The organism is Bradyrhizobium sp. USDA 241, assembly GCF_049739505.1.
Taxonomy (GTDB): Bacteria; Pseudomonadota; Alphaproteobacteria; order Rhizobiales; family Xanthobacteraceae; genus Bradyrhizobium; species Bradyrhizobium liaoningense.
The window spans coordinates 716,312-739,796 of the sequence record NZ_JBMGPZ010000005.1 but is presented as its reverse complement, the minus strand read 5'-3'; the positions used below and the strand labels follow the sequence as shown (position 1 = coordinate 739,796).

Here is a 23,485-nt window from a genome sequence, read left to right as displayed (position 1 = left end):
TCTTCTTGTTGGTGTGGGCGTTTCCGTCGTTCACTTAGCACAATCATTCGCGCAGGCGCAGCGCCTCGACCAGCGACTTGAACGCACGGGCGTATTCCGCGCCTGCCCTTGCGATGTCAGCGCGTCCGGCGCAGGCGACCGCGGCTTCCGTGACTGCGCCGAGCAGCAGCCGCGCCAGCGGCTCGACCGGCTGGCGGGCGATCAGCCCGGCTTCCATCGCAGCCGCAATCGCGCGCGGCAGCTTGCCGCCAAAATGCCTGGCGTCGATCTCGCGCCAGCGTTCCCAGCCGAGCACGGCGGGGCCATCGCGCAGGATGATCTGGCCGGTCGGCCCCTTCGCCGTCGCGGCAAAGTAATGCTGGGTGCCCGCGACCATGGCGGCGAGCACGTCCTTCTCGGCACGCGCGGCGCCGTCGATCTCGATCACGAGATCGCGCGAGACCTGGTCGAACACGGCTTCGAACACCGCCTCCTTGGTCTTGAAGTGATGATAGACCGCGCCCTTGGCGATGCCCGCAGCGTCCGCGATCTCGTCCATGGTCGTGGCGGCGAAGCCTTGCGCTCCGAACAGGCGGCGCGCCGCCGTCAGGATCGCCTCGGTTGTCGTTGCGCGCCGCTCCGCCTGTTTCGCCATGGGCCCTCGTCTAATTCAATCATACGCCGGCCGCCAGTTGACTTTCGACCGCCGGTCGGTATTTACCGACTGTCAGTCGGTTTATCCCCGAGGTGCATCATGCCGAGCCGTGAGATCAGAGCTGGCCCCGGTTGTTTGGACAGCGCCCCGCTGGATTTAAGTGGATTCCTGCCGGGTTATGCTGAACGCGGGGCTTTACGGTTTTGTCGTTGCGTCGGGAGGGCGTAGCCCGACCAGAGCGACGACAAAACCGTCGGCGACGGTCATGCGGCCATCACCATAGCTTGCGTGCCGAAGTAAGCCTCGTCGGGCGTGCGCCCGTCAAGGCTCGAGTGAGGGCGTCCCTGATTGTAGAAGGCCAGATACTTGGCAATTGACGCTCGCGCCTCGGACACGCTGTCGTAGGCGCGGAGATATACTTCTTCGTATTTGACCGTGCGCCAGAGCCGCTCGACAAACACGTTGTCGCGCCAGGCGCCCTTGCCGTCCATGCTGATGGCGATCTTCGCGTCCAGCAGCACATCGGTGAACTCGAGGCTGGTGAACTGGCTGCCCTGATCCGTGTTGAAAATCTCGGGCCTGCCGTGCTTCGCCAACGCCTCCTGGACCGCTTCGACGCAGAAGGCCGCCTCCATTGTGATCGAGACGCGATGGGCCAGGACCCGTCGGCTGAACATATCGACGACCGCCGCGAGATAGACGAAGCCACGCCGCATCGGAATGTAGGTGATGTCCATTGCCCACGCATGGTCGGGCCGCTCGATCTTCAATCCGCGCAACAGGTACGGGTAGATCTTGTGACCCGGAGCCGGCTTGCTCGTGTTCGGGCGACGATAGACCGCCTCGATCCCCATGCGCTTCATCAGCGTCGCGATGTGGCGGCGACCGGCGTATACGCCCTCCCGCCGCAGCAACGATCGCAGCATACGCGCTCCCGCGAAGGGATAATCGAGATGCAGCTCATCGAGCCGACGCATCAAGGCAAGGTCCTCGGCCGAAACTGGCCGAGGTTCATAGTAGACCGTGCTGCGAGCCAGCTTCAGGACCTTCGCCTGGCGCACGATAGAAAGATCATGATCGCGGTCGATCATCGCTTTGCGCTCAGCAGGCCCGCCTTGGTGAGCGCGCCGGACAAAAAATCGTTTTCCAACGCCAGCTCGCCGATCTTGGCATGTAACGCCTTCAAATCGACCGGCGTCTCGGCCGATGTCTTGTCATGCCCAAACACGCCGGCGGCGCCTTCCAGGAGCTGGTTTTTCCAGATCGTGATCTGGTTCGGATGAACATCAAACAGTTGCGCCAGCTCCGCCAGTGTCTTGTCGCCTTTGACCGCAGCCAAAGCAACCTTCGCCTTGAATGCCGGAGAATGCGTCCGGCGGCTCTTCTTCGTCATCTTCGCTCCTGATTCGCAGCAAGAATCCTCGCCGCTGTCAGGCAGAAAATCCACTCAAGCTACTGTCCGAATTTGCGGGGCCAGCTCTCCTCGCCATGGCTCCCTGATAGGGCTTTCGAGTTAACAAACCGGCCTTGCGGCGCCGCTATCGCGCGCGGGCGCTCTGGTCCGTCGCCGGTCCTCGCTGCCTCGACGTCCACCCAAGGAACGCCGTCCCCGCCGCGCGTGTTGTGCCCTTGGCGGGGTGCCGGCCGATGCTATGGTGTCCCGATCTCTTGCGACAGACGAGGATATTCCAGTGGCTGATGTTCATCCCGCGGCGGGCAAGCAGGCCTCGCCGGACGCGCTCACCAACATTCCGCGGCTGGTGACGGCCTATTTCGCCGGCAAGCCCGACGTGGCGGACCCCGGGCAGCGGGTGGCGTTCGGCACCTCCGGCCATCGCGGCACTTCGTTCAAGAACACCTTCAACGAGGGCCACATCCTCGCGACCACGCAGGCGATCTGTGACTATAGACAAGATAAGGGGCTGACCGGCCCGCTGTACATCGGCATCGACACCCATGCGCTGGCCGAGCCCGCACTGGTCAGCGCCATCGAAGTGTTCGCGGCCAACGGCGTCGAGATCATGATCGACAAGGACGGCGGCTACACACCGACGCCGGTGATCTCGCACGCGATCCTGACCTACAACAAGGGTCGCACCAGCGGGCTCGCCGACGGCATCGTGATCACGCCCTCGCACAATCCCCCCGAGGACGGTGGCTACAAATACAATCCGCCGCATGGCGGCCCGGCCGACACCGACGTCACGGGCGTGGTCGAGAAGCGCGCCAATGCCTATCTCGCCGACGCGCTCAAGGGCGTGAAGCGCATCGACTACGCCAGGGCGAAGAAGGCCGCGAACGTCCACGCCTACGATTTCATGGTGCCCTACGTCGCCGATCTCGGCAATGTCGTCGACCTCGACCTCGTCAAATCTGCCGGCGTCAATATCGGCATCGATCCGCTCGGAGGCGCCGCCGTGCATTACTGGCATCCGATCATCGAGCGCTACGGCCTCAATGCCACGGTCGTGAACGAGGCGATCGACCCGACCTTCCGCTTCATGACGGTGGACTGGGACGGCAAGATCCGCATGGACTGCTCCTCGCCTTACGCGATGGCGAGCCTGATCGGGATGCGCGACCGCTTCGACGTCGCCTTCGCCAACGACACCGATGCCGATCGCCACGGCATCGTGACGCGTACCGGCGGCCTGATGAACCCCAACCACTATCTTGCGACCGCGATCTCTTATCTGTTCGCGCACCGACCGAGCTGGGGCAAGGACGCTGCAATCGGCAAGACCGTGGTGTCGAGCTCCATCATCGACCGCGTCGCCAAGAAGCTCGGCCGCAAGCTGGTCGAGACGCCGGTCGGTTTCAAATGGTTCGTTGACGGCCTCGTCGGTGGCTCTTTCGGCTTTGGCGGCGAGGAGAGCGCGGGCGCCTCGTTCCTGCGCCGCGACGGCACGGTGTGGACCACGGACAAGGACGGCATCATCCTCGGCCTGCTCGCCGCCGAGATCACGGCCAAGACCGGCCGCGATCCCAGCCAGCTCTTCAACGACCTGACCGCCGAATTCGGCGTGCCTCATTACGCGCGCATCGACGTCGCCGCGACCGGGCCGCAGAAGAACATTCTGAAGTCGGTCACGCCGGAACAACTCGGCCTGAAGGACCTCGCAGGCGATCCCGTCCGCGCAACGCTGAGCAAAGCGCCCGGCAACGGCCAGCCCTTCGGTGGCATCAAGGTCGAGACCGATTTCGGCTGGTTCGCGGCAAGGCCGTCGGGCACGGAGGACGTCTACAAGATCTACGCCGAGAGCTTCCGCAGCACCGAGCACCTGACGCGCATTCAGGAGGAAGCCAAGGCGGGACTGGCGAAGGTGTTCGGGACGTAGCTGCGAGGCGCGGGAAAAAATCTCGCTGAGTCACGACAGGCGTCATGCCCGGGCTTGTCCCGGGCATCCACGTCCTTTGTGCCCGCGGCAGGGCGTGGATTGCCAGGACCAGCCTGGCCACGATGTTGTATACAGGCTTGGCCTGGACGGTAATGTGGTAGGGTAAATTCGGGCTTGAACAATTCAAACCTCCGATTATTGTATACATAACGTATTTATAAGCCGTGGGAGTGAAGCCAGTGACAAAACCCTTCCCCATGAACGCCTGGTACGCCGCCGCCTGGGACGCCGAGGTGAAGGCGGCGCTGCTGCCGCGGACGATCTGCGGCAAGCATGTCGTGATGTACCGCAAGGCTGACGGCTCGGTGGCCGCGCTGGAGGATGCCTGCTGGCACCGCCTGGTGCCGCTGTCCAAGGGCCGGCTCGAAGGCGACACCGTCGTCTGCGGCTATCACGGCCTGAAGTACAATGCGCAGGGGCGCTGCACCTTCATGCCGTCGCAGGAGACCATCAATCCCTCGGCCTGCGTGCGCGCTTATCCCGTGGTCGAGCGTCACCGCTACATCTGGCTCTGGATGGGCGATCCCGCGCTGGCCGATCCCGCGCTGGTGCCGGACATGCACTGGAATCACGATCCGGCCTGGGCGGGCGACGGCAAGACCATCCACGTCAATTGCGACTACCGCCTCGTGCTCGACAATCTCATGGATCTCACCCACGAGACCTTCGTGCACGGCTCATCGATCGGCAACGAGGCGGTCGCCGAAGCGCCGTTCGACGTCACCCATGGCGAGAAGACGGTGACGGTGACGCGCTGGATGCGAGGCATCGAGCCGCCGCCGTTCTGGGCCAGGCAGCTCGGCAAGCCCGGGCTCGTCGATCGCTGGCAGATCATCCGTTTCGAGGCCCCGTGCACCATCGCGATCGACGTCGGCGTGGCGCCGGCCGGCAGCGGCGCGCCGGAAGGCGACCGCTCGCAGGGCGTCAACGGCTTCGTGCTCAACACCATCACGCCCGAGACCGAGAAGACCTGCCATTATTTCTGGGCGTTCGTCCGCAACTACCGTCTCGGCGAGCAGCGCATCACCACCGAGATCCGCGAGGGCGTCTCCGGCATCTTCCGCGAGGACGAGCTGATCCTCGAGGCGCAGCAGCGCGCGATGGACGAGAACCCCGATCGCATCTTCTACAACCTCAACATCGACGCCGGCGCGATGTGGTCGCGCAAGCTGATCGACAAGATGATTGCCAGGGAGAATGCGCCGCAACACCTTCAGGCCGCGGAGTAGGCCATGGCCGAGCGTGAGGTCGACCGCTCCGTCTCGCAGACCGTGAAGGCGCAGCTGGCGCTGCGCGATCAGATCCTGTCGGGGGCGTTGCGCCCGGGCGAGCGTATCTCCGAGCTTCAGGCGGTGGAGACCACCGGCGCCTCGCGCACGCCGGTGCGCATGGCGCTGGTGCGGTTGGAGGAAGAGGGCCTGCTCGAGGCGATCCCTTCCGGCGGCTTCATGGTGAAGGCGTTTTCGGAGCGCGACATTTCCGACTCCATCGAGCTGCGCGGCACGCTGGAAGGCTTGGCTGCGCGCTTTGCGGCCGAACGCGGCGTCTCCGCGCGCGAGCTGGAGCCGCTGAAGGAATGTCTTGCGGCGATCGACGAGCTGCTGCGGCAGATGCCGATCTCGGTCGATGCCTTCTCGTCCTATGTCACGCTGAACGCGCGCTTCCACGCCGTGCTCACGGAACTGTCGCGCAGCCCGCCGCTGATCCGCCAGATCGACCGCGCCTCGGCGCTGCCGTTTGCGTCGCCGAGCGGCTTCGTGATGGCGCAATCGGCATTGCCCGAAGCGCAGCAGATCCTGATCATCGCCCAGGAGCACCATCGCGTCGTGATCGACGCCATCGAGAACCGCGAAGGCGCGCGCGCCGAGGCCGTCATGCGCGAGCATGCCCGGCTCGCGGTGCGAAACCTGCGGCTCGCGCTGCGCAACCGGACCCATCTCGACCTCTTGCCGGCGCTCGCGCTGATCAAGACCGCAACCGATTGAGGGCAGTCACTATGCGCTTCATCGAAACCTGGATTCCTGCAACGCTCGTCTCGACCCGCGATCTCGCGCCCGGCATCCGCGAGTTCCTGATCAGGCCGGATCAGCTCGACGTCACGGCCTATCCGGTCGGCAGCCACATCAATGTCAGCGTGACCATCGATGGCCAGCCGGAGACGCGGTCCTATTCGCTGGTCGGCGAGGGGTCGTCGCACGGCTTCAGGATTGCGGTGCGCCGCGCCGAGGATTCCCGCGGCGGTTCGCGCTACATGTGGTCCTTGCAGCCGGGCGCGCGGCTCGACATCACGCAGCCCGCCTCGCTGCTCGCCGTGGACTGGACGCGGCAAAACTATTGCCTGATCGCCGGCGGCATCGGCATCACCCCGATCCTCGGCGCGGCGCAGGCGCTGGCGCGCCGCGGGGCGAATGTCAGGCTGCACTACGCGGTGCGCTCGCGCCGCGAGGCCGCCTATCTCGACGAGCTCGCCGCGATGCTTGGTGATCGCCTCGTCGTCCATGCGAGCGACGAAGGCAGGCGGCTCGATCTCGATGCGCTGTTCGCCTCATTGCCGCAAGCAACGCTGGCGCTGTTCTGCGGCCCGATGCGGCTGCTGGACGCCGCGCGCCATGCCTGGATCGGCGCCGGCCATGCGCTTCCCGATCTCCGCTACGAGACCTTCGGCTCCAGCGGCACGCTGCCGACCGAAACGTTTCGCGTGCGATTGAAGGACTCGAACATCGAGCTCGAAATCCCGCGCGAGCGCTCGATGCTGGACGTGCTCAACGCCAGCGGCCATGACGTGATGTTCGACTGCAAGCGCGGCGAATGCGGCCTGTGCGCCATCGACGTGGTCGAGGTCGACGGCGAGATCGACCATCGCGACGTCTTCTTCAGCGACCACCAGAAGCACAGCAACCAGAAGATCTGCACCTGCGTCTCCCGCGCCCGCGGCACCATCACGGTGGACACGCTGCTGCGGGCGGACGCGATTTGAGCTGAGGTCGTCATGCCCGGGCTTGTCCCGGGCATCCACGTTCCTCGAGCCGTGTGGTTAGTGTGGATGGCCGGGACAAGCCCGGCTATGACGCCGTGGAGGCTTTGCAGCCTACGCCGCGTAAGTCGCCCGATACTTCCTCGTATCCAGCAATGCCAGCACGCCATTGGCCGACACCGGACGGCTGATCAGATACCCCTGCACCTCGTCGCAACTGATCTGGCGCAGGCATTCGAGCTGGTCGGCGGTCTCGACACCCTCCGCCACCACGCCGATCCGCAAATCGCGCGCGAGCCCGATCACCGATTTGACGAGGGCGGCGCAGTCCGGCTGCACCAGCATGTCGCGGATGAAGGACTGGTCGATCTTGATGCGGCTGAACGGCAGCTTGCGCAGGTTGGTCAGCGAGGAAAAGCCGGTCCCGAAATCGTCCAGCGCCACCGTGACGCCGAGCTCCAGCAGCGCGTTCAGGACCGTTGCGGCCGAGCCGTATTTCGACAGCAGCATCGATTCCGTGATCTCGATTTCGAGCCGGTGCGGAGCGATCTTGGCATCGGCGAGCGCCTGCACGATGGTCTGGAGGATGCCTGTGTTGTGAAATTGCGCCGCCGAGAAATTGACGGCGACCCTGATGTCTTCCGGCCACTCGGCAACACTTGCGCAGGCGCGGCGGATGACCCATTCGCCGATCTCGTGGATCAGCCCGGTCTCCTCCGCGATCGGGATGAACTCGCTTGGCGGCACCAGCCCGCGCGAAGGATGCTGCCAGCGCAGCAGCGCCTCCAGGCCGGTGATCCGGTTGGTGCCGAGATCGAGGAACGGCTGGAACACCAGGAACAGCTCGTTTCGCGCGATCGCACCTTCGAGGTCTGATTGCAGCGCCTTGCGGTCGCGGGATAGCCTGTCGTCGGCTTGCTCGAAGAAGCACACCGTGCCCGGCCCCGCTTTCTTGGCGCGGTAGAGCGCCGTGTCGGCGTTCTTCATGATGTCGAGCGCGGTGTTGCCGTCGCGTGGCGCCAGCACGATGCCGACGCTGGTCGCGCCGGCGATCTGGCGGCCCTCGATCTGGAACGGTTCGGTGAAGGCCGCGACGAAGCGCTCGGCGATTTCGAGCGCATCCTCCGGCCGCGCCAGATTGGCCATGACCAGCGCGAACTCGTCGCCGCCGATGCGCGCGACGTGCTCGGCCGCGCGCGTGCAGCGTTGCAGGCGGCTTGCAACCTGGACCAGGAATTCGTCCCCGGCGGGATGACCGAACTGGTCGTTGACGTCCTTGAAGCGGTCGAGATCGAGCAGCAGCACCGCGAACTCTTCGCCGGACAATGCGAGTCGCCTCAAGGCGGCATCGAGCGTTTCGTTGAAGGCGACGCGGTTGGGCAGATGGGTGAGGGGATCCAGCCGCACCGTGCGCTCGGCTTCGATCTGCCGCATCACGCGCCGCGCGAACGCGAACGAATTGACGAACACGCCGCGCAGCAGCACGCTGCCATAGACCACGACGAGGAAGGCGATCAGCAGGAAGGCCAGATCGCCGTTCCTGCCGAGGCAGATCGCGATGCCGACGAAGATCGGCGCCGTGAAGGCGATGGCCGCGATCGGGATGGTGGCAAAGGCCAGCGCGCCGCCGGCCAGCATGCCCGAGCACAGGCAGGTGATGACGAGCTGCCCCCCGGTCGAGGCGTCGGCGAAGAAGGCGACCGGGACGATGCCCCAGGCGGTCCCAAGGATGAAGGCGTTGCGCACCAGCCGGTGCATCGCGCGACGCGAGACGAATTGCGGCTTGGTGATGCGGCGCGCAGCGTGGGATTGCAGCCCGAAAGCGATCGCGCCGCCGGCGACGGTGACCGCCCAGATCAGGGCCGGGATCTTGGCCGGCGACTGCCACAGTGCGATGGCGAGCACGATAGCGTTGCAGGCATTGGCGAGCATGATGCCGACCGAATAGCCGAGCACCAGCGACATCTGTTCGGCCCGGATATGCCCGGCCACGGCCTCGTCGGTTGCGGGACCGCCAAAGGCCGACAGATCGCCGGCGAACAGCCGAGCGACATAGTTGGTCGTTTGAGTCCGCATGCGATAGCCTAGCAGCACCGGCCGTTGTCCGGCTCGATCAGGAGAATTCGTTGCAAACCTTTGACGAACTATGAATTATCCCCGTTGGTGGCGCTGGTCGCGACCACTTCTGCGTGTTCTCACGCAGTATCGATAACAAATCGATACAAATGCCCAGCGAGCCTTACATCAAACGGGGCGAGGGCGCGGTCTCAGCTGGGTGATGGCGACCCCGGAGATCGCGAGCAATCCGCCGACGATCAGCTTTGGCGTGAGTCGGTCGCCGAGAAACAGGACGCTCGAAAGCAAGGCAAACACCGGAAGCAGCAGACCGAAGGGCGCGACGCGCACCATCGAGCAACGGGCAATCAGCCAGAACCAAAGGCCAAACCCGACAATTCCTCCTGCGAAGATCGTGTAGGCGAGCGCCAGCCAGCCAAGTTCGCCCGCCGTCACAAGGCTCTCCGCTTGTCCATATTCAAGGAGCAGCGACATCAGCATGACCTGCGGGACCGTGAGCAGGGAGGACCACCCCATCAACATCAAGGGATCAAAGGGCCCGTAACGCTTCGTCAAGACGTTGGACACCGCGAAGGCAAAAGCGGCACCAACCACAAGCAGCAGCGGAATCAGGTTGGTCGACAGGCCCGGCTCCGCCGCGAGCACGGTCACGCCCCCGAATGCAAGCGCGACTCCGGCAGAGGTGGCGAGAGACGGCTTCTCCGCCAGAATGGGCCAAGACAACAGGATGGTGAAGGGCGTGGCGAGCTGGTACGCGACGGCCGACATGCTTCCCGAGCCGAGCCCAAGGCCAACGTAGAACAACCCGAAATTCAGTCCACCAAGGAAAAGCGAAATGGCTGCGACAGGGCCGAGCTGTTGACGCGTGGGCCTGTCCACGAACGGAACAAGCAGCAGCGCAATGGCCAGAAAGCGCAGTGCGAGGAAGAAGAGCGGCGGAAACTCCGCAACGCCCACTTTGATGGCGACGAACTGATAACCCCAGATCAGGGGAACGGCGATCGCGCAGACGATCTGAATGCCAGACATGGCGCACCTTTCAGGACCGATCAGTCCATATATGGATGCGCCAATGTGCCGAGGCATCCATGGGGTTACTTCACGAAGCGGCCGAGGAGAGCGTCGGCGGCGGCTTGCGATGCGATCCGTGCCGGCGCCGTCTTGCCGACCACACGCAGTCCTTCGACGAAACGGACGAGGATGTTGGCTGCGATCGCGGGCTCGACACCGTCGGCCAAGTTGCCGGCCGCTTTCGCGCGGGACAGTGCATCCATCACCTTGGCTTCCATGGCCTTGAAGAAGCCCGCAACACGGCGACCCACTTCGGCATCCTGGCCGGCCAATTCCATGGCTGTGGCCACCAAGAGGCATCCGCGCCGTCCGCTGCTCCCGCTGGTGCGCTCGACATAGCCGGCAAGGTAGGCCCGCAGGCCCGCCACCGGGTCGTTGCGAGGATCGAATTCCCCCTCCATACGCCTCAAGGCATCCGCGATGTAGCGATCAAGCGCGCGCAAGAACAGCGAATGCTTGTCACCGAAAGCGGCGTAGCGGCTGCCCCGCGACAACCTCGTCGCACGAAGGAGGTCGGGCAGCGCCGTGGCATGATAGCCACGCGACCAGAACACCTCCATCGCGCGCTCGACGGCGGCGTCCACGTCGAAACTTCGCGGCCGGCCACGGGGCGTCGCCGTTGGAGTGTTTTGCCTCATGCCGATATATAGACCGATCAGTCGTTAAATGGCAAGCCCCCGCGCTGGAATCGCCGCGCACCGAGCTCCGGCGGATCATCAGCCTCCTATCCGGACGTGAACACCGGCGTCTGCGCCGATGTGTGCTTCTCGTCAGCGGTCGAGACGCCCCCCGGATCGCGTGATACGTTTCTCGAACCGATCAGGCGATGCGTGCGCCGCGTCGGCACGGATGCGTTCGAAGATCCGAGGGCCTGTCCATGAGCGAGCCTTCAGCCGATGTTTCGGCAACGGTCGAATACACGATGGACAAGTGGCGGATGGACCGCCTTCCCTGGCCATGTGGGCTTGCGTCGCCGGTCTTGCGATCGCCCTTCACGCCGAGAGCCGCGGCCAGAATGGAGCCGTGTTGGCCGCCGTCTACCTGGCTCTCCTGGGTCTGGCGTTCGCAGGCTACGCACTGACGCTCCTGATCGGACGGTCCGGCCTGCCCTTGCTTCTTGAATTGCTGATCGGCGTGCTTGTCCTGATCATCGTCTCTGGCGTGATCGGTGTGATCAGTGTGTTGTTCGGCGGGCCAAGCGGCCGCTCCAGCTATGTCGGCGCCATGCGCAGTCTCTATTGGAGCCATCTGGTGAATCCATCGCTCAACGTCTTCGGCTGGATGTTGCTGTATCTGGGTTTCGGATGGATCGCGTTTTCAGCCTACCGCCACTTCTACGCGGATAGGGCGGTCGTCTCCATGTCTGCCGCGGGCATCCGCTTTCACAGGCCGTGGCTCAAGGGTCTCTTCATTCCCTGGCAGGAGGTGCGCGGGTGGGCCATCTCGTGGTTCCCGGCATTTCGGGGGTGCCGTACGTCAGTCCATATGCTGCGGCCGTCACGGTCGATCGGGATTTCTATGAGCAGCACATCGCCGCGAAGCGCAGCTTTTTCGCGCCACCCGGGGCCGAAGCCATGTTCCAGCCGAAAGGCGAGATGATGCAGGTGGTGCTGAGCAGTGCCGACATGACCGTCAAGCCGGAAGATTTTCTCGGGCCTGCCGAGGTGCGATGGAAAACATTCCGGGATCAACCGAGGCTGTCATCCCGAAACGGCGGCACCATCGTCTATGGACGCTGGTCGATCGACGGCTCTCGGTGGCAGGCCGTCCGGTTTCTTGCGCCCCTCAGCGGCATGGCCGTGGTCATGCTGTACCGATGATGGCAATCAGCGGAAATAGAGCTGGCCCCGCAAATTCGGACAGTAGCTTGAGTGGATTTTCTGCCTGACAGCGGCGAGGATTCTTGCTGCGAATCAGGAGCGAAGATGACGAAGAAGAGCCGCCGGACGCATTCTCCGGCATTCAAGGCGAAGGTTGCTTTGGCTGCGGTCAAAGGCGACAAGACACTGGCGGAGCTGGCGCAACTGTTTGATGGTAAACGGTACGAGAGGCCCACGGAGCCACGGACTTGGTGCGGACGGCCTACGCACCGCGCTTGAAGCGTATAGGCATCCAGAACTGCCGGAGGGCCTCGACGGTTGCTGGAATGTTGCGCCAGGCGTTTTGGATGATGGGCTGCGTTCCCAGCGTGCGCCGGGCCGGGGGTAGCAAGGGTCGACCGGCGTCGTCGATGCAATGGACCAAGATCGGCCGCAGCATAAGGTGTTCGGTTCCATTCGGGGGGAGAAGCCGCGACCAGACGAGAAGCCGAAGCTTCATGACGGCGTAGAAGCCCATGCACCAGGGCTGCGGGTCGACTTCGCCGTCCGGTGATCGCACGAACAGCGGCTCGAAGCTCTCCGGTCTCGTCGACAGCGTCTCGCTGATAGCGTTGTGGCGCATCAGCGTGGCGGCGATTGCCGAGAACTCCTCGGTGTCGTGATTGAAGGCGTCGGGATCTACGCCGAGGAGCGGGCACACCCATTCCTCGGACGCCATCGAGACCGGCCCGGCGACGACCGCGGCCACCGCGCCATCGAGCATGGAGAGCGACGTCGCCCGCGGATGCCGAAGCGTCGGCGACCTGGCGCGCTTGCTGATCCATTGCCCGAGCCGTTCGAACGACATGGCATAGTCCGCCATCGTCGTCTTGCGTGCTTTTCGCGTTCCCCGCCCTTGCTTCGGCTTCGTCATGCCACGGCCCGCTTTTCGGCTTCGCGTGCGGCCTTCCAGTTCCAGGCCAGAAGTTCGTGAAGCTGGTTGGTCTTCGTGGCGCCGCTCACCATGCGATCGAGAACGTCGACGAGATACGCCTCGGGGTCGAGGCCATTCAATTTCGCTGTGTTAAGAAGCGAAGCGAGTATCGCCCAGGTCTCGCCCCCGCCTTCGTCACCACTGAACAACGAGTTCTTTTTTCCGATCGCAATTGGCCTGATCGATCGTTCGACCGTGTTGGTGTCCGGCTCGAGCCGCCCGTCATCCAGGAACGTCGTCAGGCCCTGCCAGCGTTCGAGCATGTAGTCGATCGCCTTGATGAGCGTCGAGCGGCGGGAGATCCCGTCCTTCACCGCGATCAGACGGGCCCTCAACGCCTCCATCAGCGGCTTCGTCTCGGCCTGTCGCGTCGCGCGGCGTTCCCCAGCATCGAGACCGCGGATCCTCTCCTCGATCGCGTAGACGGCCGCAATGCGCTCGATGACCTCCGCGGCGAAGGGTGAGTTCGTCGTCTTGTGCACCCTCACGAAGTTGCGGCGCGCGTGAACGAGACAATACGCCAGCTGGATCTGGCCCGACATCATCGCATCGCCCGCCAGCGAGGCGTAGGCGGCATAGCCGTCGACTTGCAGCACGCCTTCGAAGCCGGCTAACTGCGCCACGATCTCCTTTTTGCCGCGACCACCTGCGAACACGTAGGCGACCGCCGGCGGCGCCGGCCCCTTCCACGCCCGATCGTCCGTCGCGTGCGCCCAGAACTGGCAGATCCTCGTGCGGCCGCGTCCCGGATCGAGCACTGGCATCGGCGTCTCGTCGCAGAACAGCCGCTCGAAGCCGTGCATAGTCTTCAGTTGCAGATCGTAGAGGCCCCTGACCAGCCACGCCGCGCTCCCCATCCAGCGCGCCAGCGTCTGACGGTCGACGACGACACCCTGACCCGCCAGGATCTGCGTCTGGCGATAGAGCGTCGATTGCCAGGCATATTTGGCCGCGGCGATATGCGCGATCAGCGCCGTCGTTGCCATGCCGCCCTCGACGAGCCGCGCCGGTGCCGGGGCCTGGACAATCGGGCCCTCACAGGAGCGGCAGGCGTATTTTGGACGGATCGTGCGGAGCACGCGCAGCCACGCGGGAACCCGATCGAGCGCTTCGCTGCTCTCCTCGCCGATCCGATGCATCTGACCCGTGCAGCACGGGCACAGCGTGGACGCCGGCTCGATCACCCGCTCGACCCGAGGCAGATGCGCCGGCAGCGCGCCGATGTTGCGCTTCGCTTTGCGCCGCTCCGGCCGCGGCGCGTCCGGTTTGTCGTCATTGGCCGGGAGCTGTGAGCCGGCGGTCCGTTCCAGATCAAACGCGATCTGTTCGGCGCAGACGATCGCCGCGCGCTCCGATCGTGCGCCGAAGATCAGGCTCTTCAACGTGGCGATCTCTGCGCGCAGATCATCGTTCTCGCCTTCGAAAGCCAGCACCATCTCGGCAAGAGCCGCAGGGTCAGAGGGGAGATCTTCGGGGCGAAGCGCCATATCGCAGAGCTACACGAACGCACTCGCAATCGCCAGCAAAACAAGACGCTTCAGGCAACCTTCGTCGGCCGCTTCGTCACCTTCGGGACCACACGCGACCACTCCGCAAGACCTTCAATCAGCATCGCCAGTTGCGCCCCCGTCACCGGCATCGTACCCTCGCGAACAGGTGGCCAGGCAAAGCCCCCATTCTCCAGCCACTTCGTCGCTAGAACCATTCCCGAGCCGTCAAAAACCAGTAGCTTCAAACGATCCGATCGCTTCGATCGGAAGACATAAACGTCACCGCTGTAGGGCTTGCCGCCTAATCCCTCCGCTACCAGCGCGACAAGGCCATGAACGCCTTTACGAAAGTCAATCGGCTGCGTCGCGACGAACACACGGACCATTGGACCGAAAGAGATCATCGCGTCGATCTCACCGCCGCCAGCACGCGCTCCAGCGTCGCGGCGTCGACGCCGACGGGCACGCGCACCGTCGCGCCCGCGATCATCACCTCGATCCGCTCGGCCGGATCCGTCAGAACATGCGCCTTATCGATCGCGTTCGGCTGCGCCTCGACGGCGGCCTGGAGCCTGACTTGCACGAACTGCGGCGCTTCGCTCGACGCGAGCCGCGCCTGGCGCCGCCACACACTGAGCAGTCCCCGGTTCACCCCGTTGCGTCGAGCCACCTCGGAAATGCTCGTCTCCGGATCGGCACTCTCGGCCACGATCCGCGCCTTCTCCGCATCGCTCCAACTGCGCCGTCGCCTCTCCCCTGTGATCACCTCGATCCGCTGATAGGAGGCGGCATCATGCCCGTCTTGATGTCTGTCTTGATGCATGGAACGAGCGTCCCTCGCGTTGTCAAATCCACGCGCGAGTCTCGCTCATCCCGTCCACCTAAACGAGGTGGGGTCGTCGTACCGCTATCGTTTGATGTTCATCCGAACCAGATCACGATCTGGAAAAACCAGCTCCTGGAAGGCGCCGCCGGCGTGTTTGGGCATGACAAGACATCGGCCGAGACGCCGGTCGATTTGAAGGCGTTACATGCCAAGATCGGCGAGCTGGCGTTGGAAAACGATTTTTTGTCCGGCGCGCTCACCAAGGCGGGCCTGCTGAGCGCAAAGCGATGATCGACCGCGATCATGATCTTTCTATCGTGCGCCAGGCGAAGGTCCTGAAGCTGGCTCGCAGCACGGTCTACTATGAACCTCGGCCAGTTTCGGCCGAGGACCTTGCCTTGATGCGTCGGCTCGATGAGCTGCATCTCGATTATCCCTTCGCGGGAGCGCGTATGCTGCGATCGTTGCTGCGGCGGGAGGGCGTATACGCCGGTCGCCGCCACATCGCGACGCTGATGAAGCGCATGGGGATCGAGGCGGTCTATCGTCGCCCGAACACGAGCAAGCCGGCTCCGGGTCACAAGATCTACCCGTACCTGTTGCGCGGATTGAAGATCGAGCGGCCCGACCATGCGTGGGCAATGGACATCACCTACATTCCGATGCGGCGTGGCTTCGTCTATCTCGCGGCGGTCGTCGATGTGTTCAGCCGACGGGTCCTGGCCCATCGCGTCTCGATCACAATGGAGGCGGCCTTCTGCGTCGAAGCGGTCCAGGAGGCGTTGGCGAAGCACGGCAGGCCCGAGATTTTCAACACGGATCAGGGCAGCCAGTTCACCAGCCTCGAGTTCACCGATGTGCTGCTGGACGCGAAGATCGCCATCAGCATGGACGGCAAGGGCGCCTGGCGCGACAACGTGTTTGTCGAGCGGCTCTGGCGCACGGTCAAATACGAAGAAGTATATCTCCGCGCCTACGACAGCGTGTCCGAGGCGCGAGCGTCAATTGCCAAGTATCTGGCCTTCTACAATCAGGGACGCCCTCACTCGAGCCTTGACGGGCGCACGCCCGACGAGGCTTACTTCGGCACGCAAGCTATGGTGATGGCCGCATGACCGTCGCCGACGGTTTTGTCGTCGCTCTGGTCGGGCTACGCCCTCCCGACGCAACGACAAAACCGTAAAGCCCCGCGTTCAGCATAACCCGGCAGGAATCCACTTAAATCCAGCGGGGCGCTGTCCAAACAACCGGGGCCAGCTCTGTATCTCCTGCACCAGGCCGTATAGCTCGGAGGTCGAGGCTTGGTAGAACCGCGTCTCCTTCTCCATGCCGAGGATGCGGATGGCTTCAAGGAGCCGCAGCACACCGATTGCGTCTGCATTTGCGGTGTATTCCGGGCTTTCGAAACTGACAGCGACGTGGCTCTGAGCTGCGAGGTTGTAGATCTCGGTCGGCCGGATCTGCTGCACGAGACGGATTAGATTGGTTGAATCCGTCATGTCGCCATAGTGCATCAAAAACGGCACGTTGCCGATGTGCGGATCCTGATATAGATGATCGACGCGCGCCGTGTTGAATGAGGACGACCGGCGCTTGATGCCGTGCACTGTGTAACCAAGCGACAGCAGATATTCGGCAAGATAAGCCCCATCCTGTCCGGTCACCCCGGTGATTAAAGCAGTTGGCTTATTCATTTGTTGCTCAAGTTGAGGAAGTGCCGAAGATCACGCGTACACACGCGCTCATCAAACTATCGTCTCTTCCAATGCATCATTTCGAACGATCAACCCGGGGCCATCCGCTGTGCGTCAACCGGGAAATCGCGGGCGACGGGCGAGAGCGCTTAGATAGGAAGCGCAAGCTCCATCCCTGAACGCGGCCAAACTGCGGCAATTCGCGATCAAGGAATTCGCGCGGCCGCCTCTCGCTCCTGACAACTAGCGACGACGCTTCGCTAGGTCGGCTGATGTCCGTCGCACAAGGTAAGCGAGCGTGAGCGAGGAGCCACGCTGTCAGTATGCGCGACGCAACACTGGACCAACAGGCGCGCAAACCCGGTCCATGTACCAGCCATAAGGCGTCTCGACCCGCACTAAGGGACAACGGCGCACCGGCACATACCGATATGGATACGGCTGCGCCCAGAACGTAATAGGCGTCACTTGGCTCTGACTCGTGAGCAGCGCCGCTGGTGCGGCCATCAGCATGGCGTTAGCGCCACTCGCTGCGCACAGCATAACCGCCACGGCGAAAAGACCGGATCGCAATAGCGTCATGAACATCCCGACAGCTCCTCGCGCCTGCGGATTTAATCCCAGTCGCACTCGCCGTATCCCAGTCGCCGGAAGCGCCTTGGGTAAGCCGCGCGGCTGATCCAAACAACTTAGGGAATTTACCAGCGTCGACGGTAGAAAAGCAACCGCTGCCAGGTGGCCAAGAGCCTTTTTGGGTCGATATGGCGCCAAGTGTGGCTTCCCGATCCTAATTTCCTCATCCCGGCTTCGAACGGCGGTGAATCTCGGAAAACTGCTATAAACCGTCCGAGCCAGCCGTACACCCTCTTCGCCAAGCTTGGGAGAATATCCCGAATCGCCGCTAGCGGCTTTCGCGTTGGTCCGCCATACGGGGCCCGAGCGAGCGCTAATGTTGCTCGATCTGAGGGTTTAGCTTGGCCAGGTCGGCCGAGCGAGAACGGCATGCTCTTTGCTTAGGTCGGATTGACAAAACTGCCACCCTCGGATTTTGCCCCTGAAACATGGACTGACCCTGAGATCTCTGCTGGCGGAATAGCCTTGGCTCGCAACATGGATCCCTAGGGTCTGTACCTAAATAGCGCCACGTGATTCTCTTGCCTACGTGTTGATTCGGGGGCGAGAGAATGCGCGCTGGTTTGTTTTGGCTGAACGACAGGCAATGGGCGCGTATCGAACCGCATCTGCCGAGGGGACTGACGGGGCCGGATCGGGACGACGACCGACGCATCGTCAGCGGCATCATTCACATGCTGCAATCGGGTGCACGATGGCGTGATTGTCCACGTGAATACGGCCCTTACACGACGATCTACAATCGCTTCAATCGCTGGGCCAAGCGAGGACGATGGTGCGCAATCTTCGAAGCGCTGGCCAAGCCTGGCGAAGACGGCGTCGTACTGTCGCTCGACTCGACCTCGATTAAAGCTCACCGGTGTGCCTCCGGCGGAAAAGGGGGGAGCACAATCAAGCAATCGGCCGCTCGCGCGGAGGCCGCACGACAAAAATCCATGCGCTGAGCGATCCGCTCTGCCGGCCGGTCGTCCTGCATCTGACTCCAGGCCAGGATGCCGATATCGCTGCGGCTCCCGATGTCCTGGCGCTCGCGCCACCCATGAGCGTGCTCCTCGCCGACAAAGGGTATGATGGCGACAAGCTTCGCGGCGAAATCATTCGTCGTGGCGCCAAGCCCGTAATCCCCAATAAATCTAACCGTGTCGTCATCCATCGCTTCAACAAACGCGCCTACAAAGGACGAAATGTCATCGAACGCTGCTTTTGCAGGCTCAAGGACTTCCGGCGCATCGCCACGCGATATGACAAGCTCGCCCGTAATTTTTTGGCCGCTGTTCATCTCGCCGCTCTCGTCGCATATTGGCTCAATTGAGTCTGGACCCTAGTACCCGGAATCAGAGCTGAGTGATACGGCGGCCTTTGAAACGGCGTTGACGGACCTTTTTCTTGGTCCAGACGAAGGGCTCGGCTCTGTCGTTGTATGCGTTGACGTAGGCATCGATGTGTTCCTGAAGCTGCTTGAGGCTCGTGAAGGAGGTGCCGCTGAGCGACTGCCCCTGCAAGATGGAAAATCATACTTCGACCTGATTGAGCCATGACGCACTTGTCGGCGTGAAATGAAATTGCACGTTGGGGTGGGCCTTGAGCCAGTCCTCGTTCTTTTTATGGGTGTTGAGGTTGTCGAGGATGACGTGAAGCTTGCGGTTCGGAAAAGCCGCGGTGACGCTGTTCATGAAATCGAGAAACTCGACGCGGCGCCGGCGTTTTGAATGGGTCGCGATGATCTTTCCGGTGGCGACTTCGAGCGCCGCAAACAATGTTGTGGTGCCATGCCGCTTGTAATCGTGGCTTTGGCCGGTCAAGGCGCGGCCATTGGGCAACTTCAGATAACCCTGCGCTCGCTCCAAAGCCTGGATCGAGGGCTTCTCGTCCACGCACAGCACAATGGCCTTCGCCGGCGGCGCGACATAGAGGCCGACAACATCGGCGGCTTTGGCCGTAAAGTTCGGGTCGTTGCTCTCGCACCAGGACTTGCGAGCCACCAGGTCAATCTTGTGGCTGCGCAGGAACCGCCAGACATATTGGACATCGACATCGCCCAGCGCCTCGGCCAGCAGGGGGCCGGTCCAGCGCGCAAACCCTTGCGGTGGCGGCTTATCCAGCAGCTTCAGAATCCGCTTGTCGGTCGTCTTCGTATAGATCGGCTGCTTGCCAGGCCGCGGCTTGTCTTGCAGCCCTTCAAGGCCATGGTCGGCATAGCGATGCCGCCAAAGGCTGACAATCCGCGGCTGGACCCCAACTTCCTTGGCGATCGACCGGGTGCTGCGCCCATCCGCCGCCAACAGAACTATCCGCGCCCGCTTCAAATCGCGCTGCAACGTCACCGGTGAGCGACAGCACGCCTCAAGCACCTTGCGATCTTTCCTCGAAAGGTGGACTTCTCTTGCTTCGGGTATCATCCCGACCTTGAATCACGACTCACGTTCCAAGAAAAGTGGGTACTAGTCTTGTGAGTTTATAAAATTCAACTTTGCAAAGTCTTGGATGCGAGATCAGGCTGCTTGTCACTCAGCAATCCTCGCATCCACCTACCCGGCCCTAGAAACCTAGCCCGTCCTATTCGTGAGAGTGCGGCTTTTGGGCCCGATTGATGCGGCCGCACATCTTGTCTGACGAGGCGCACAGGATTGCCTTCGGCTTTTCGCCGCCTGACGACCGGTACTTTGCAACGCGCTTGAGGGATGGGTTGGGCGAACGGGGGCGGACGCCCCGCCGGTCAAGGACCGAGCGGCAGCAGCGCGCCGGGCAAGCCGCAGATCAGGTCGGCTTCGGGACATGCCGCGGCAAACGCAAGGCGAATGCGGCTCGTGGTCTCGACGACACGGGCGGCGATTTTCAAGAGCCGAAGACGCAGCGTCGCGAACTCGGCAGCGGCCAATTCCCGGACTTTGGGAATGGCGTCGCGCACGGTCAGCATCAGCCAATAAGCGGCCGTATGGAGCACGAGACGGACCTGGTTGGCGAGCGCCGAACGGCAGCTGGTGCGGTCGGAGGCGAGCTGCGTCTTATGCAGCTTGATCAGATTCTCGGCTTGGCCGCGCGCGCAATACAGGCTGTCGTAGATCCACTCGGCCGAGCCGACATCGAGGCTGGTGACGACGAAACGGATGTCGAGGCCGAGCATCGTCGCCTCAATACGGGCGACGGTGCGCCGTTCGCGATCCCAGGACTTTGCCTTGTGGCGCGTCTCGGTATAGCCACGCAGAACCGGCAGGTTCTCGATGGCGCGTCGGGTGCGGATGTCGTCGGCGACCTCGTCGACTTTTCTGGCGAGAGGCTTGGTGCCGGACAGACCGAAGATGTAGTCGATGCCGTTGGTCTCGCACCACGCCATGGCCTCCGGCCGGGCATAGTGCCCGTCGCCACGGAACGTAATTCGCGTGTTGTGCCACCGCGTGCGGATATGCCGTACCAGGCGGCGCAGAAGGGCACGCACCTCGACGCCGCCCGGCGTCTTGCCGGGCCTCAGCACGACCGCCACGGGACGGCTCTTCTCCGTGTCGTAGACGTGGATCGGCAGGAAGCAGCGTTCGTCATAATGAGCGTTGAACAGCGAGAGCTGCTGATGGCCGTGGACGACATCGCAGGTATCATCGATGTCGAGCGTGACGGATGCCGGCTCGCGCGGGTAGCTATCCATCCATGCGTCGACCAAAATGTAGGTCAGTCGGATCACGTCGCGCAGGCGCGGAGCATTCTCCAGCCGCGACAGCGTCGGTTGGGAACACAGATCGCGGCCCGTGTCCGGCAGCCGTCCGCAGGCCAGCTTGAATGCGGGATCGGACCGCAGATGATCGAGGTCGTCGGCGTCCTCGTAGCCGCAGCAGATCGCGAACATGCGCGCGCGGAACATATCGACAAGGCTGTGCACGACCCGCGTCGGATCGCGCCGATCCGGGAACACCCGGGCCAGATTGTCGGCCAAGCCGAGACGCCGCTCGGCCATCGCCAGAAGCATCACGCCCCCGTTCGAGGTCAGGCGACCGCCATCGAAGGCAGCTGTGACTTTCTTGGCGTGAACGGCTGGAAACGAGAAGGGCGGAATCGTATCGTCGGTCATGGCGGGCGTGGCGTTCGCGGTTGAAGGTGATGGGGTGGCTTCGCAACCGAATCCTACGCGAGCTATGGCGGAATCTGGGTGATGACGGTGTGAGGAAGGCGGCGTATCGAGGCGGGTGACGAGCCTGCCAGAACCTCTCGAGGAGAGCGATACGCCATGACCGAGACTACCAATGTTCTTGCTTTCCGTCAGCCGTCCGCGGTTGATGATCCACTGACCGATATCGTTCGTGCCGGCGCGCGGGACCTGCTTGCCAGGGCGATCGAGATCGAGGTTGGCGCGTTTCTGGCCAGCACGGCCAATCTGACGCTGCCCGACGGTCGAGCGCGCCTGGTCCGACATGGGCACGGTCCGGTGCGCGAGATTGCGACCGGCATCGGTCCGGTGGAGGTCGCTCGTCCCAAGGTCCGCGACCGCGGAGCGAGCGGGCCAGGCGACCGCCTCCGCTTCAGTTCGGCAATCCTGCCGCTATGGGCGCGGCGGACGAAGAGCCTGGATGCCTTGATCCCGGTCCTCTATTTGCGCGGCATCTCGACCGGCGACTTCCAGGAGGCGCTCTCGGCGCTGCTCGGCAAGGATGCGCCGAACCTGTCGCCTTCGGTGATCGCCGGCCTGAAGGCCGATTGGCAGGTCGAGTACGAACGCTGGCAGAGACGCGATCTGTCGGCGCGTCGCTATGTCTACATCTGGGCCGATGGCGTGTACCTGCAGGCCCGCATGGAAGATCACAGCGAATGCATGCTGGTGCTGATTGGCACCACGCCGGAAGGCAAGAAGGAGCTGATCGGCTTCCAGGTCGGCGTGCGCGAGAGCGCGCAGAGCTGGCGCGAACTCCTGATCGACCTGCGGCAACGCGGGTTACGGATTGCCCCGCAACTCGCCATCGGCGACGGCGCCCTCGGCTTCTGGAAGGCACTGGACGAGGCCTTTCCCGGCACGCGGCACCAACGATGCTGGTGCCATAAAGTGAGCAACGTACTCGACAAGGTCGCCAAATCCGTGCAGGGCCCCATGAAGAACGACCTGCGGAACATCTATCTGGCCCCACACCGGGCCGAAGCTGAAACCGCGATCGACGTCTTCGTCGAGAAATACCACGTCAAATACGGACGTGCGGTGGAGTGCCTGATCAAGGATCGCCATGCGCTGCTCGCCTTCTTCGACTTCCCTGCTGAGCACTGGATCCACCTACGCAGCTCGAACCCGATCGAGAGCGTCTTCGCCACGGTGCGCCACCGAACGGTGCGGACCAAGGGATCGCTGTCGCAACAAACTGCGAAGCTGATGGTGTTCAAGCTCATCGACGCCGCATCGAAGACCTGGCGGCGATTGAAGAGCACGAACCAGTTGCCGAAAGTCATCGCCGGTGTAAAGTTCATCGACGGAATCGAAGTCATTCCGAACACTGAAAGCCACGCCGCCTGATCAGGCCGCGTCACCCAAAATCAGCCATAGCTCATCCTACGCCGCATCAGCGCTTTACACCACGCTCGCCAGCCCTCAGGCGCACTCTTACGAATAAGACGGGCTAGATGCTTTCCCAGTCTGGCAATTTGGTAATCTGGGATCTCGACTTGGCGCCGTCATTGCAACGGAAATGACCTCTCCTCGCCTGCTCTGCGGTGTCGGCCCCGGTTGCCCGACCGATCGGCCGGTCGCGGAGTCCTGAGCGTTCCAGCGTGGACAAACTCGGACGGATCAGCGGGGGGAAGACCGCCGTCTAGTCGCATTCGCCTTTGACCGGCCTGGTCCTGCCCACCGCCCCGCCATCATTCATGCGGTATTTGCGATAAGGTGGCATGCCATTCTCGTTGCCAATTCGGCGAACTAGAATGA

The 23,485-nt window shown here is 63.2% G+C and carries 19 protein-coding genes and 3 pseudogenes; 10 read left to right on the top strand and 12 right to left on the bottom strand.

Going from position 1 to position 23,485, the window contains the following annotated elements; all coding sequences use genetic code 11:
* Nucleotides 1-43 precede the first annotated feature (43 nt).
* Nucleotides 44-634, bottom strand: a complete 591-nt coding sequence (locus tag ABIF91_RS25365) for a TetR/AcrR family transcriptional regulator (protein WP_028179730.1) — start codon at nucleotides 632-634, stop codon at nucleotides 44-46.
* A 263-nt stretch (nucleotides 635-897) separates the two neighbouring features.
* A protein-coding gene (locus ABIF91_RS25360; protein WP_424579111.1) for an IS3-like element ISRj2 family transposase occupies nucleotides 898-2,027 on the bottom strand; the annotation gives its coding sequence in 2 pieces (ribosomal slippage) (nucleotides 898-1,775 and nucleotides 1,775-2,027; 1,131 coding nt in all).
* A 298-nt stretch (nucleotides 2,028-2,325) separates the two neighbouring features.
* Between ABIF91_RS25360 and pgm the strand changes: the two genes are divergently transcribed.
* From pgm to ABIF91_RS25340, 4 genes are all read left to right on the top strand, one after another.
* Nucleotides 2,326-3,972, top strand: a complete 1,647-nt coding sequence (gene pgm, locus ABIF91_RS25355) for a phosphoglucomutase (alpha-D-glucose-1,6-bisphosphate-dependent) (protein ID WP_028181410.1) — start codon at nucleotides 2,326-2,328, stop codon at nucleotides 3,970-3,972.
* A gap of 239 nt (nucleotides 3,973-4,211) precedes the next feature.
* Entirely contained in the window at nucleotides 4,212-5,261 is a 1,050-nt protein-coding gene (locus ABIF91_RS25350; RefSeq protein WP_028181409.1) for an aromatic ring-hydroxylating dioxygenase subunit alpha, read from the top strand.
* Between the two features lie 3 nt (nucleotides 5,262-5,264).
* Complete coding sequence (locus ABIF91_RS25345) at nucleotides 5,265-6,017, top strand: GntR family transcriptional regulator (RefSeq protein ID WP_028181408.1); 753 nt, start codon at nucleotides 5,265-5,267, stop codon at nucleotides 6,015-6,017.
* 11 nt (nucleotides 6,018-6,028) lie between these two features.
* Nucleotides 6,029-7,009, top strand: a complete 981-nt coding sequence (locus tag ABIF91_RS25340; protein WP_028181407.1) for a PDR/VanB family oxidoreductase — start codon at nucleotides 6,029-6,031, stop codon at nucleotides 7,007-7,009.
* A 111-nt stretch (nucleotides 7,010-7,120) separates the two neighbouring features.
* Here the strand turns inward: ABIF91_RS25340 and ABIF91_RS25335 are convergent, their stop codons facing one another.
* The 3 genes from ABIF91_RS25335 to ABIF91_RS25325 form a co-directional block, all read right to left on the bottom strand.
* The gene (locus ABIF91_RS25335) at nucleotides 7,121-9,082 is read right to left on the bottom strand and encodes a putative bifunctional diguanylate cyclase/phosphodiesterase (RefSeq protein ID WP_028181406.1); all 1,962 of its coding nucleotides are present in this window, start codon (nucleotides 9,080-9,082) and stop codon (nucleotides 7,121-7,123) included.
* 168 nt (nucleotides 9,083-9,250) lie between these two features.
* Nucleotides 9,251-10,111 carry a DMT family transporter gene (locus ABIF91_RS25330; RefSeq protein ID WP_028181405.1) on the bottom strand — a complete coding sequence of 287 codons (861 nt, stop codon included), beginning with the start codon at nucleotides 10,109-10,111 and terminating at the stop codon, nucleotides 9,251-9,253.
* A gap of 65 nt (nucleotides 10,112-10,176) precedes the next feature.
* The gene (locus ABIF91_RS25325; RefSeq protein WP_202802030.1) at nucleotides 10,177-10,713 is read right to left on the bottom strand and encodes a TetR/AcrR family transcriptional regulator; all 537 of its coding nucleotides are present in this window, start codon (nucleotides 10,711-10,713) and stop codon (nucleotides 10,177-10,179) included.
* A gap of 466 nt (nucleotides 10,714-11,179) precedes the next feature.
* Between ABIF91_RS25325 and ABIF91_RS25320 the strand changes: the two genes are divergently transcribed.
* From ABIF91_RS25320 to ABIF91_RS25310, 3 genes are read left to right on the top strand one after another with little or no spacing between them, the layout of a single operon-like run.
* On the top strand, nucleotides 11,180-11,752 hold the full coding sequence (locus ABIF91_RS25320; RefSeq protein WP_244430092.1) for a hypothetical protein: 573 nt from the start codon (nucleotides 11,180-11,182) through the stop codon (nucleotides 11,750-11,752).
* Nucleotides 11,728-11,973 (top strand): hypothetical protein, encoded by a 246-nt coding sequence (locus ABIF91_RS25315; protein ID WP_035718482.1) that lies wholly within the window; start codon nucleotides 11,728-11,730, stop codon nucleotides 11,971-11,973. The genes ABIF91_RS25320 and ABIF91_RS25315 overlap by 25 nt, the downstream gene beginning before the upstream one ends.
* Nucleotides 11,974-12,024: 51 nt before the next feature.
* Nucleotides 12,025-12,252, top strand: coding sequence for a hypothetical protein (locus ABIF91_RS25310; RefSeq protein ID WP_155252046.1), 228 nt, complete (start codon nucleotides 12,025-12,027; stop codon nucleotides 12,250-12,252).
* On the opposite strand, the gene ABIF91_RS25305 is transcribed toward ABIF91_RS25310, so the two are convergent.
* From ABIF91_RS25305 to tnpA, 4 genes are read right to left on the bottom strand one after another with little or no spacing between them, the layout of a single operon-like run.
* Nucleotides 12,236-12,886 carry a UPF0149 family protein gene (locus tag ABIF91_RS25305; protein ID WP_063712394.1) on the bottom strand — a complete coding sequence of 217 codons (651 nt, stop codon included), beginning with the start codon at nucleotides 12,884-12,886 and terminating at the stop codon, nucleotides 12,236-12,238. The two genes, ABIF91_RS25310 and ABIF91_RS25305, sit on opposite strands and share 17 nt — an antisense overlap.
* A complete protein-coding gene (gene tnpC, locus ABIF91_RS25300) occupies nucleotides 12,883-14,433 on the bottom strand; it encodes an IS66 family transposase (RefSeq protein WP_035681142.1) in 1,551 nt (516 codons plus the stop codon). The genes ABIF91_RS25305 and tnpC overlap by 4 nt, the downstream gene beginning before the upstream one ends.
* A gap of 50 nt (nucleotides 14,434-14,483) precedes the next feature.
* Nucleotides 14,484-14,840, bottom strand: a complete 357-nt coding sequence (gene tnpB / locus ABIF91_RS25295) for an IS66 family insertion sequence element accessory protein TnpB (RefSeq protein ID WP_018273742.1) — start codon at nucleotides 14,838-14,840, stop codon at nucleotides 14,484-14,486.
* Nucleotides 14,837-15,259 (bottom strand): IS66-like element accessory protein TnpA, encoded by a 423-nt coding sequence (gene tnpA, locus ABIF91_RS25290; protein ID WP_424578819.1) that lies wholly within the window; start codon nucleotides 15,257-15,259, stop codon nucleotides 14,837-14,839. The genes tnpB and tnpA overlap by 4 nt, the downstream gene beginning before the upstream one ends.
* 90 nt (nucleotides 15,260-15,349) lie before the next feature.
* Here tnpA and ABIF91_RS25285 point away from each other — a divergent pair.
* Nucleotides 15,350-16,377: pseudogene (locus ABIF91_RS25285) on the top strand (IS3-like element ISRj2 family transposase); the annotation flags it as partial.
* Between the two features lie 147 nt (nucleotides 16,378-16,524).
* Here the strand turns inward: ABIF91_RS25285 and ABIF91_RS25280 are convergent.
* Nucleotides 16,525-16,956 (bottom strand): annotated as a pseudogene (locus ABIF91_RS25280) (GDP-mannose 4,6-dehydratase); the annotation flags it as partial.
* Between the two features lie 1,184 nt (nucleotides 16,957-18,140).
* On the opposite strand from ABIF91_RS25280, the gene ABIF91_RS25275 reads away from it, so the two are divergent.
* Nucleotides 18,141-18,901, top strand: a protein-coding gene (locus ABIF91_RS25275; RefSeq protein WP_110115998.1) for an IS5 family transposase whose coding sequence is annotated in 2 segments (ribosomal slippage) — nucleotides 18,141-18,480 and nucleotides 18,480-18,901 — 762 coding nt in all. Because the reading frame shifts where the segments join, the coding sequence is not laid out codon by codon here.
* Between the two features lie 22 nt (nucleotides 18,902-18,923).
* Here the strand turns inward: ABIF91_RS25275 and ABIF91_RS25270 are convergent.
* A pseudogene (locus ABIF91_RS25270) lies at nucleotides 18,924-19,988 on the bottom strand (IS630-like element ISRj1 family transposase).
* Nucleotides 19,989-20,305: 317 nt separating this feature from the next.
* Entirely contained in the window at nucleotides 20,306-21,649 is a 1,344-nt protein-coding gene (locus tag ABIF91_RS25265) for an IS1380-like element ISBdi2 family transposase (RefSeq protein WP_424578699.1), read from the bottom strand.
* Between the two features lie 156 nt (nucleotides 21,650-21,805).
* On the opposite strand from ABIF91_RS25265, the gene ABIF91_RS25260 reads away from it, so the two are divergent.
* Complete coding sequence (locus tag ABIF91_RS25260; RefSeq protein ID WP_038952271.1) at nucleotides 21,806-23,074, top strand: IS256 family transposase; 1,269 nt, start codon at nucleotides 21,806-21,808, stop codon at nucleotides 23,072-23,074.
* Nucleotides 23,075-23,485: the final 411 nt, after the last annotated feature.

Bases quoted from the DNA above. Each gene is read 5' to 3' on its own strand.
- tnpC (WP_035681142.1), bottom strand. From the start codon at position 14,433: ATGGCGCTTCGCCCCGAAGATCTCCCCTCTGACCCTGCGGCTCTTGCC.
- ABIF91_RS25330 (WP_028181405.1), bottom strand. From the start codon at position 10,111: ATGTCTGGCATTCAGATCGTCTGCGCGATCGCCGTTCCCCTGATCTGG.
- ABIF91_RS25345 (WP_028181408.1), top strand. From the start codon at position 5,265: ATGGCCGAGCGTGAGGTCGACCGCTCCGTCTCGCAGACCGTGAAGGCG.
- ABIF91_RS25340 (WP_028181407.1), top strand. From the start codon at position 6,029: ATGCGCTTCATCGAAACCTGGATTCCTGCAACGCTCGTCTCGACCCGC.
- ABIF91_RS25265 (WP_424578699.1), bottom strand. From the start codon at position 21,649: ATGACCGACGATACGATTCCGCCCTTCTCGTTTCCAGCCGTTCACGCC.
- ABIF91_RS25325 (WP_202802030.1), bottom strand. From the start codon at position 10,713: ATGGAGGTGTTCTGGTCGCGTGGCTATCATGCCACGGCGCTGCCCGAC.
- ABIF91_RS25315 (WP_035718482.1), top strand. From the start codon at position 11,728: ATGTTCCAGCCGAAAGGCGAGATGATGCAGGTGGTGCTGAGCAGTGCC.
- ABIF91_RS25260 (WP_038952271.1), top strand. From the start codon at position 21,806: ATGACCGAGACTACCAATGTTCTTGCTTTCCGTCAGCCGTCCGCGGTT.
- tnpA (WP_424578819.1), bottom strand. From the start codon at position 15,259: ATGCATCAAGACAGACATCAAGACGGGCATGATGCCGCCTCCTATCAG.
- tnpB (WP_018273742.1), bottom strand. From the start codon at position 14,840: ATGATCTCTTTCGGTCCAATGGTCCGTGTGTTCGTCGCGACGCAGCCG.
- ABIF91_RS25365 (WP_028179730.1), bottom strand. From the start codon at position 634: ATGGCGAAACAGGCGGAGCGGCGCGCAACGACAACCGAGGCGATCCTG.
- ABIF91_RS25305 (WP_063712394.1), bottom strand. From the start codon at position 12,886: ATGACGAAGCCGAAGCAAGGGCGGGGAACGCGAAAAGCACGCAAGACG.
- ABIF91_RS25335 (WP_028181406.1), bottom strand. From the start codon at position 9,082: ATGCGGACTCAAACGACCAACTATGTCGCTCGGCTGTTCGCCGGCGAT.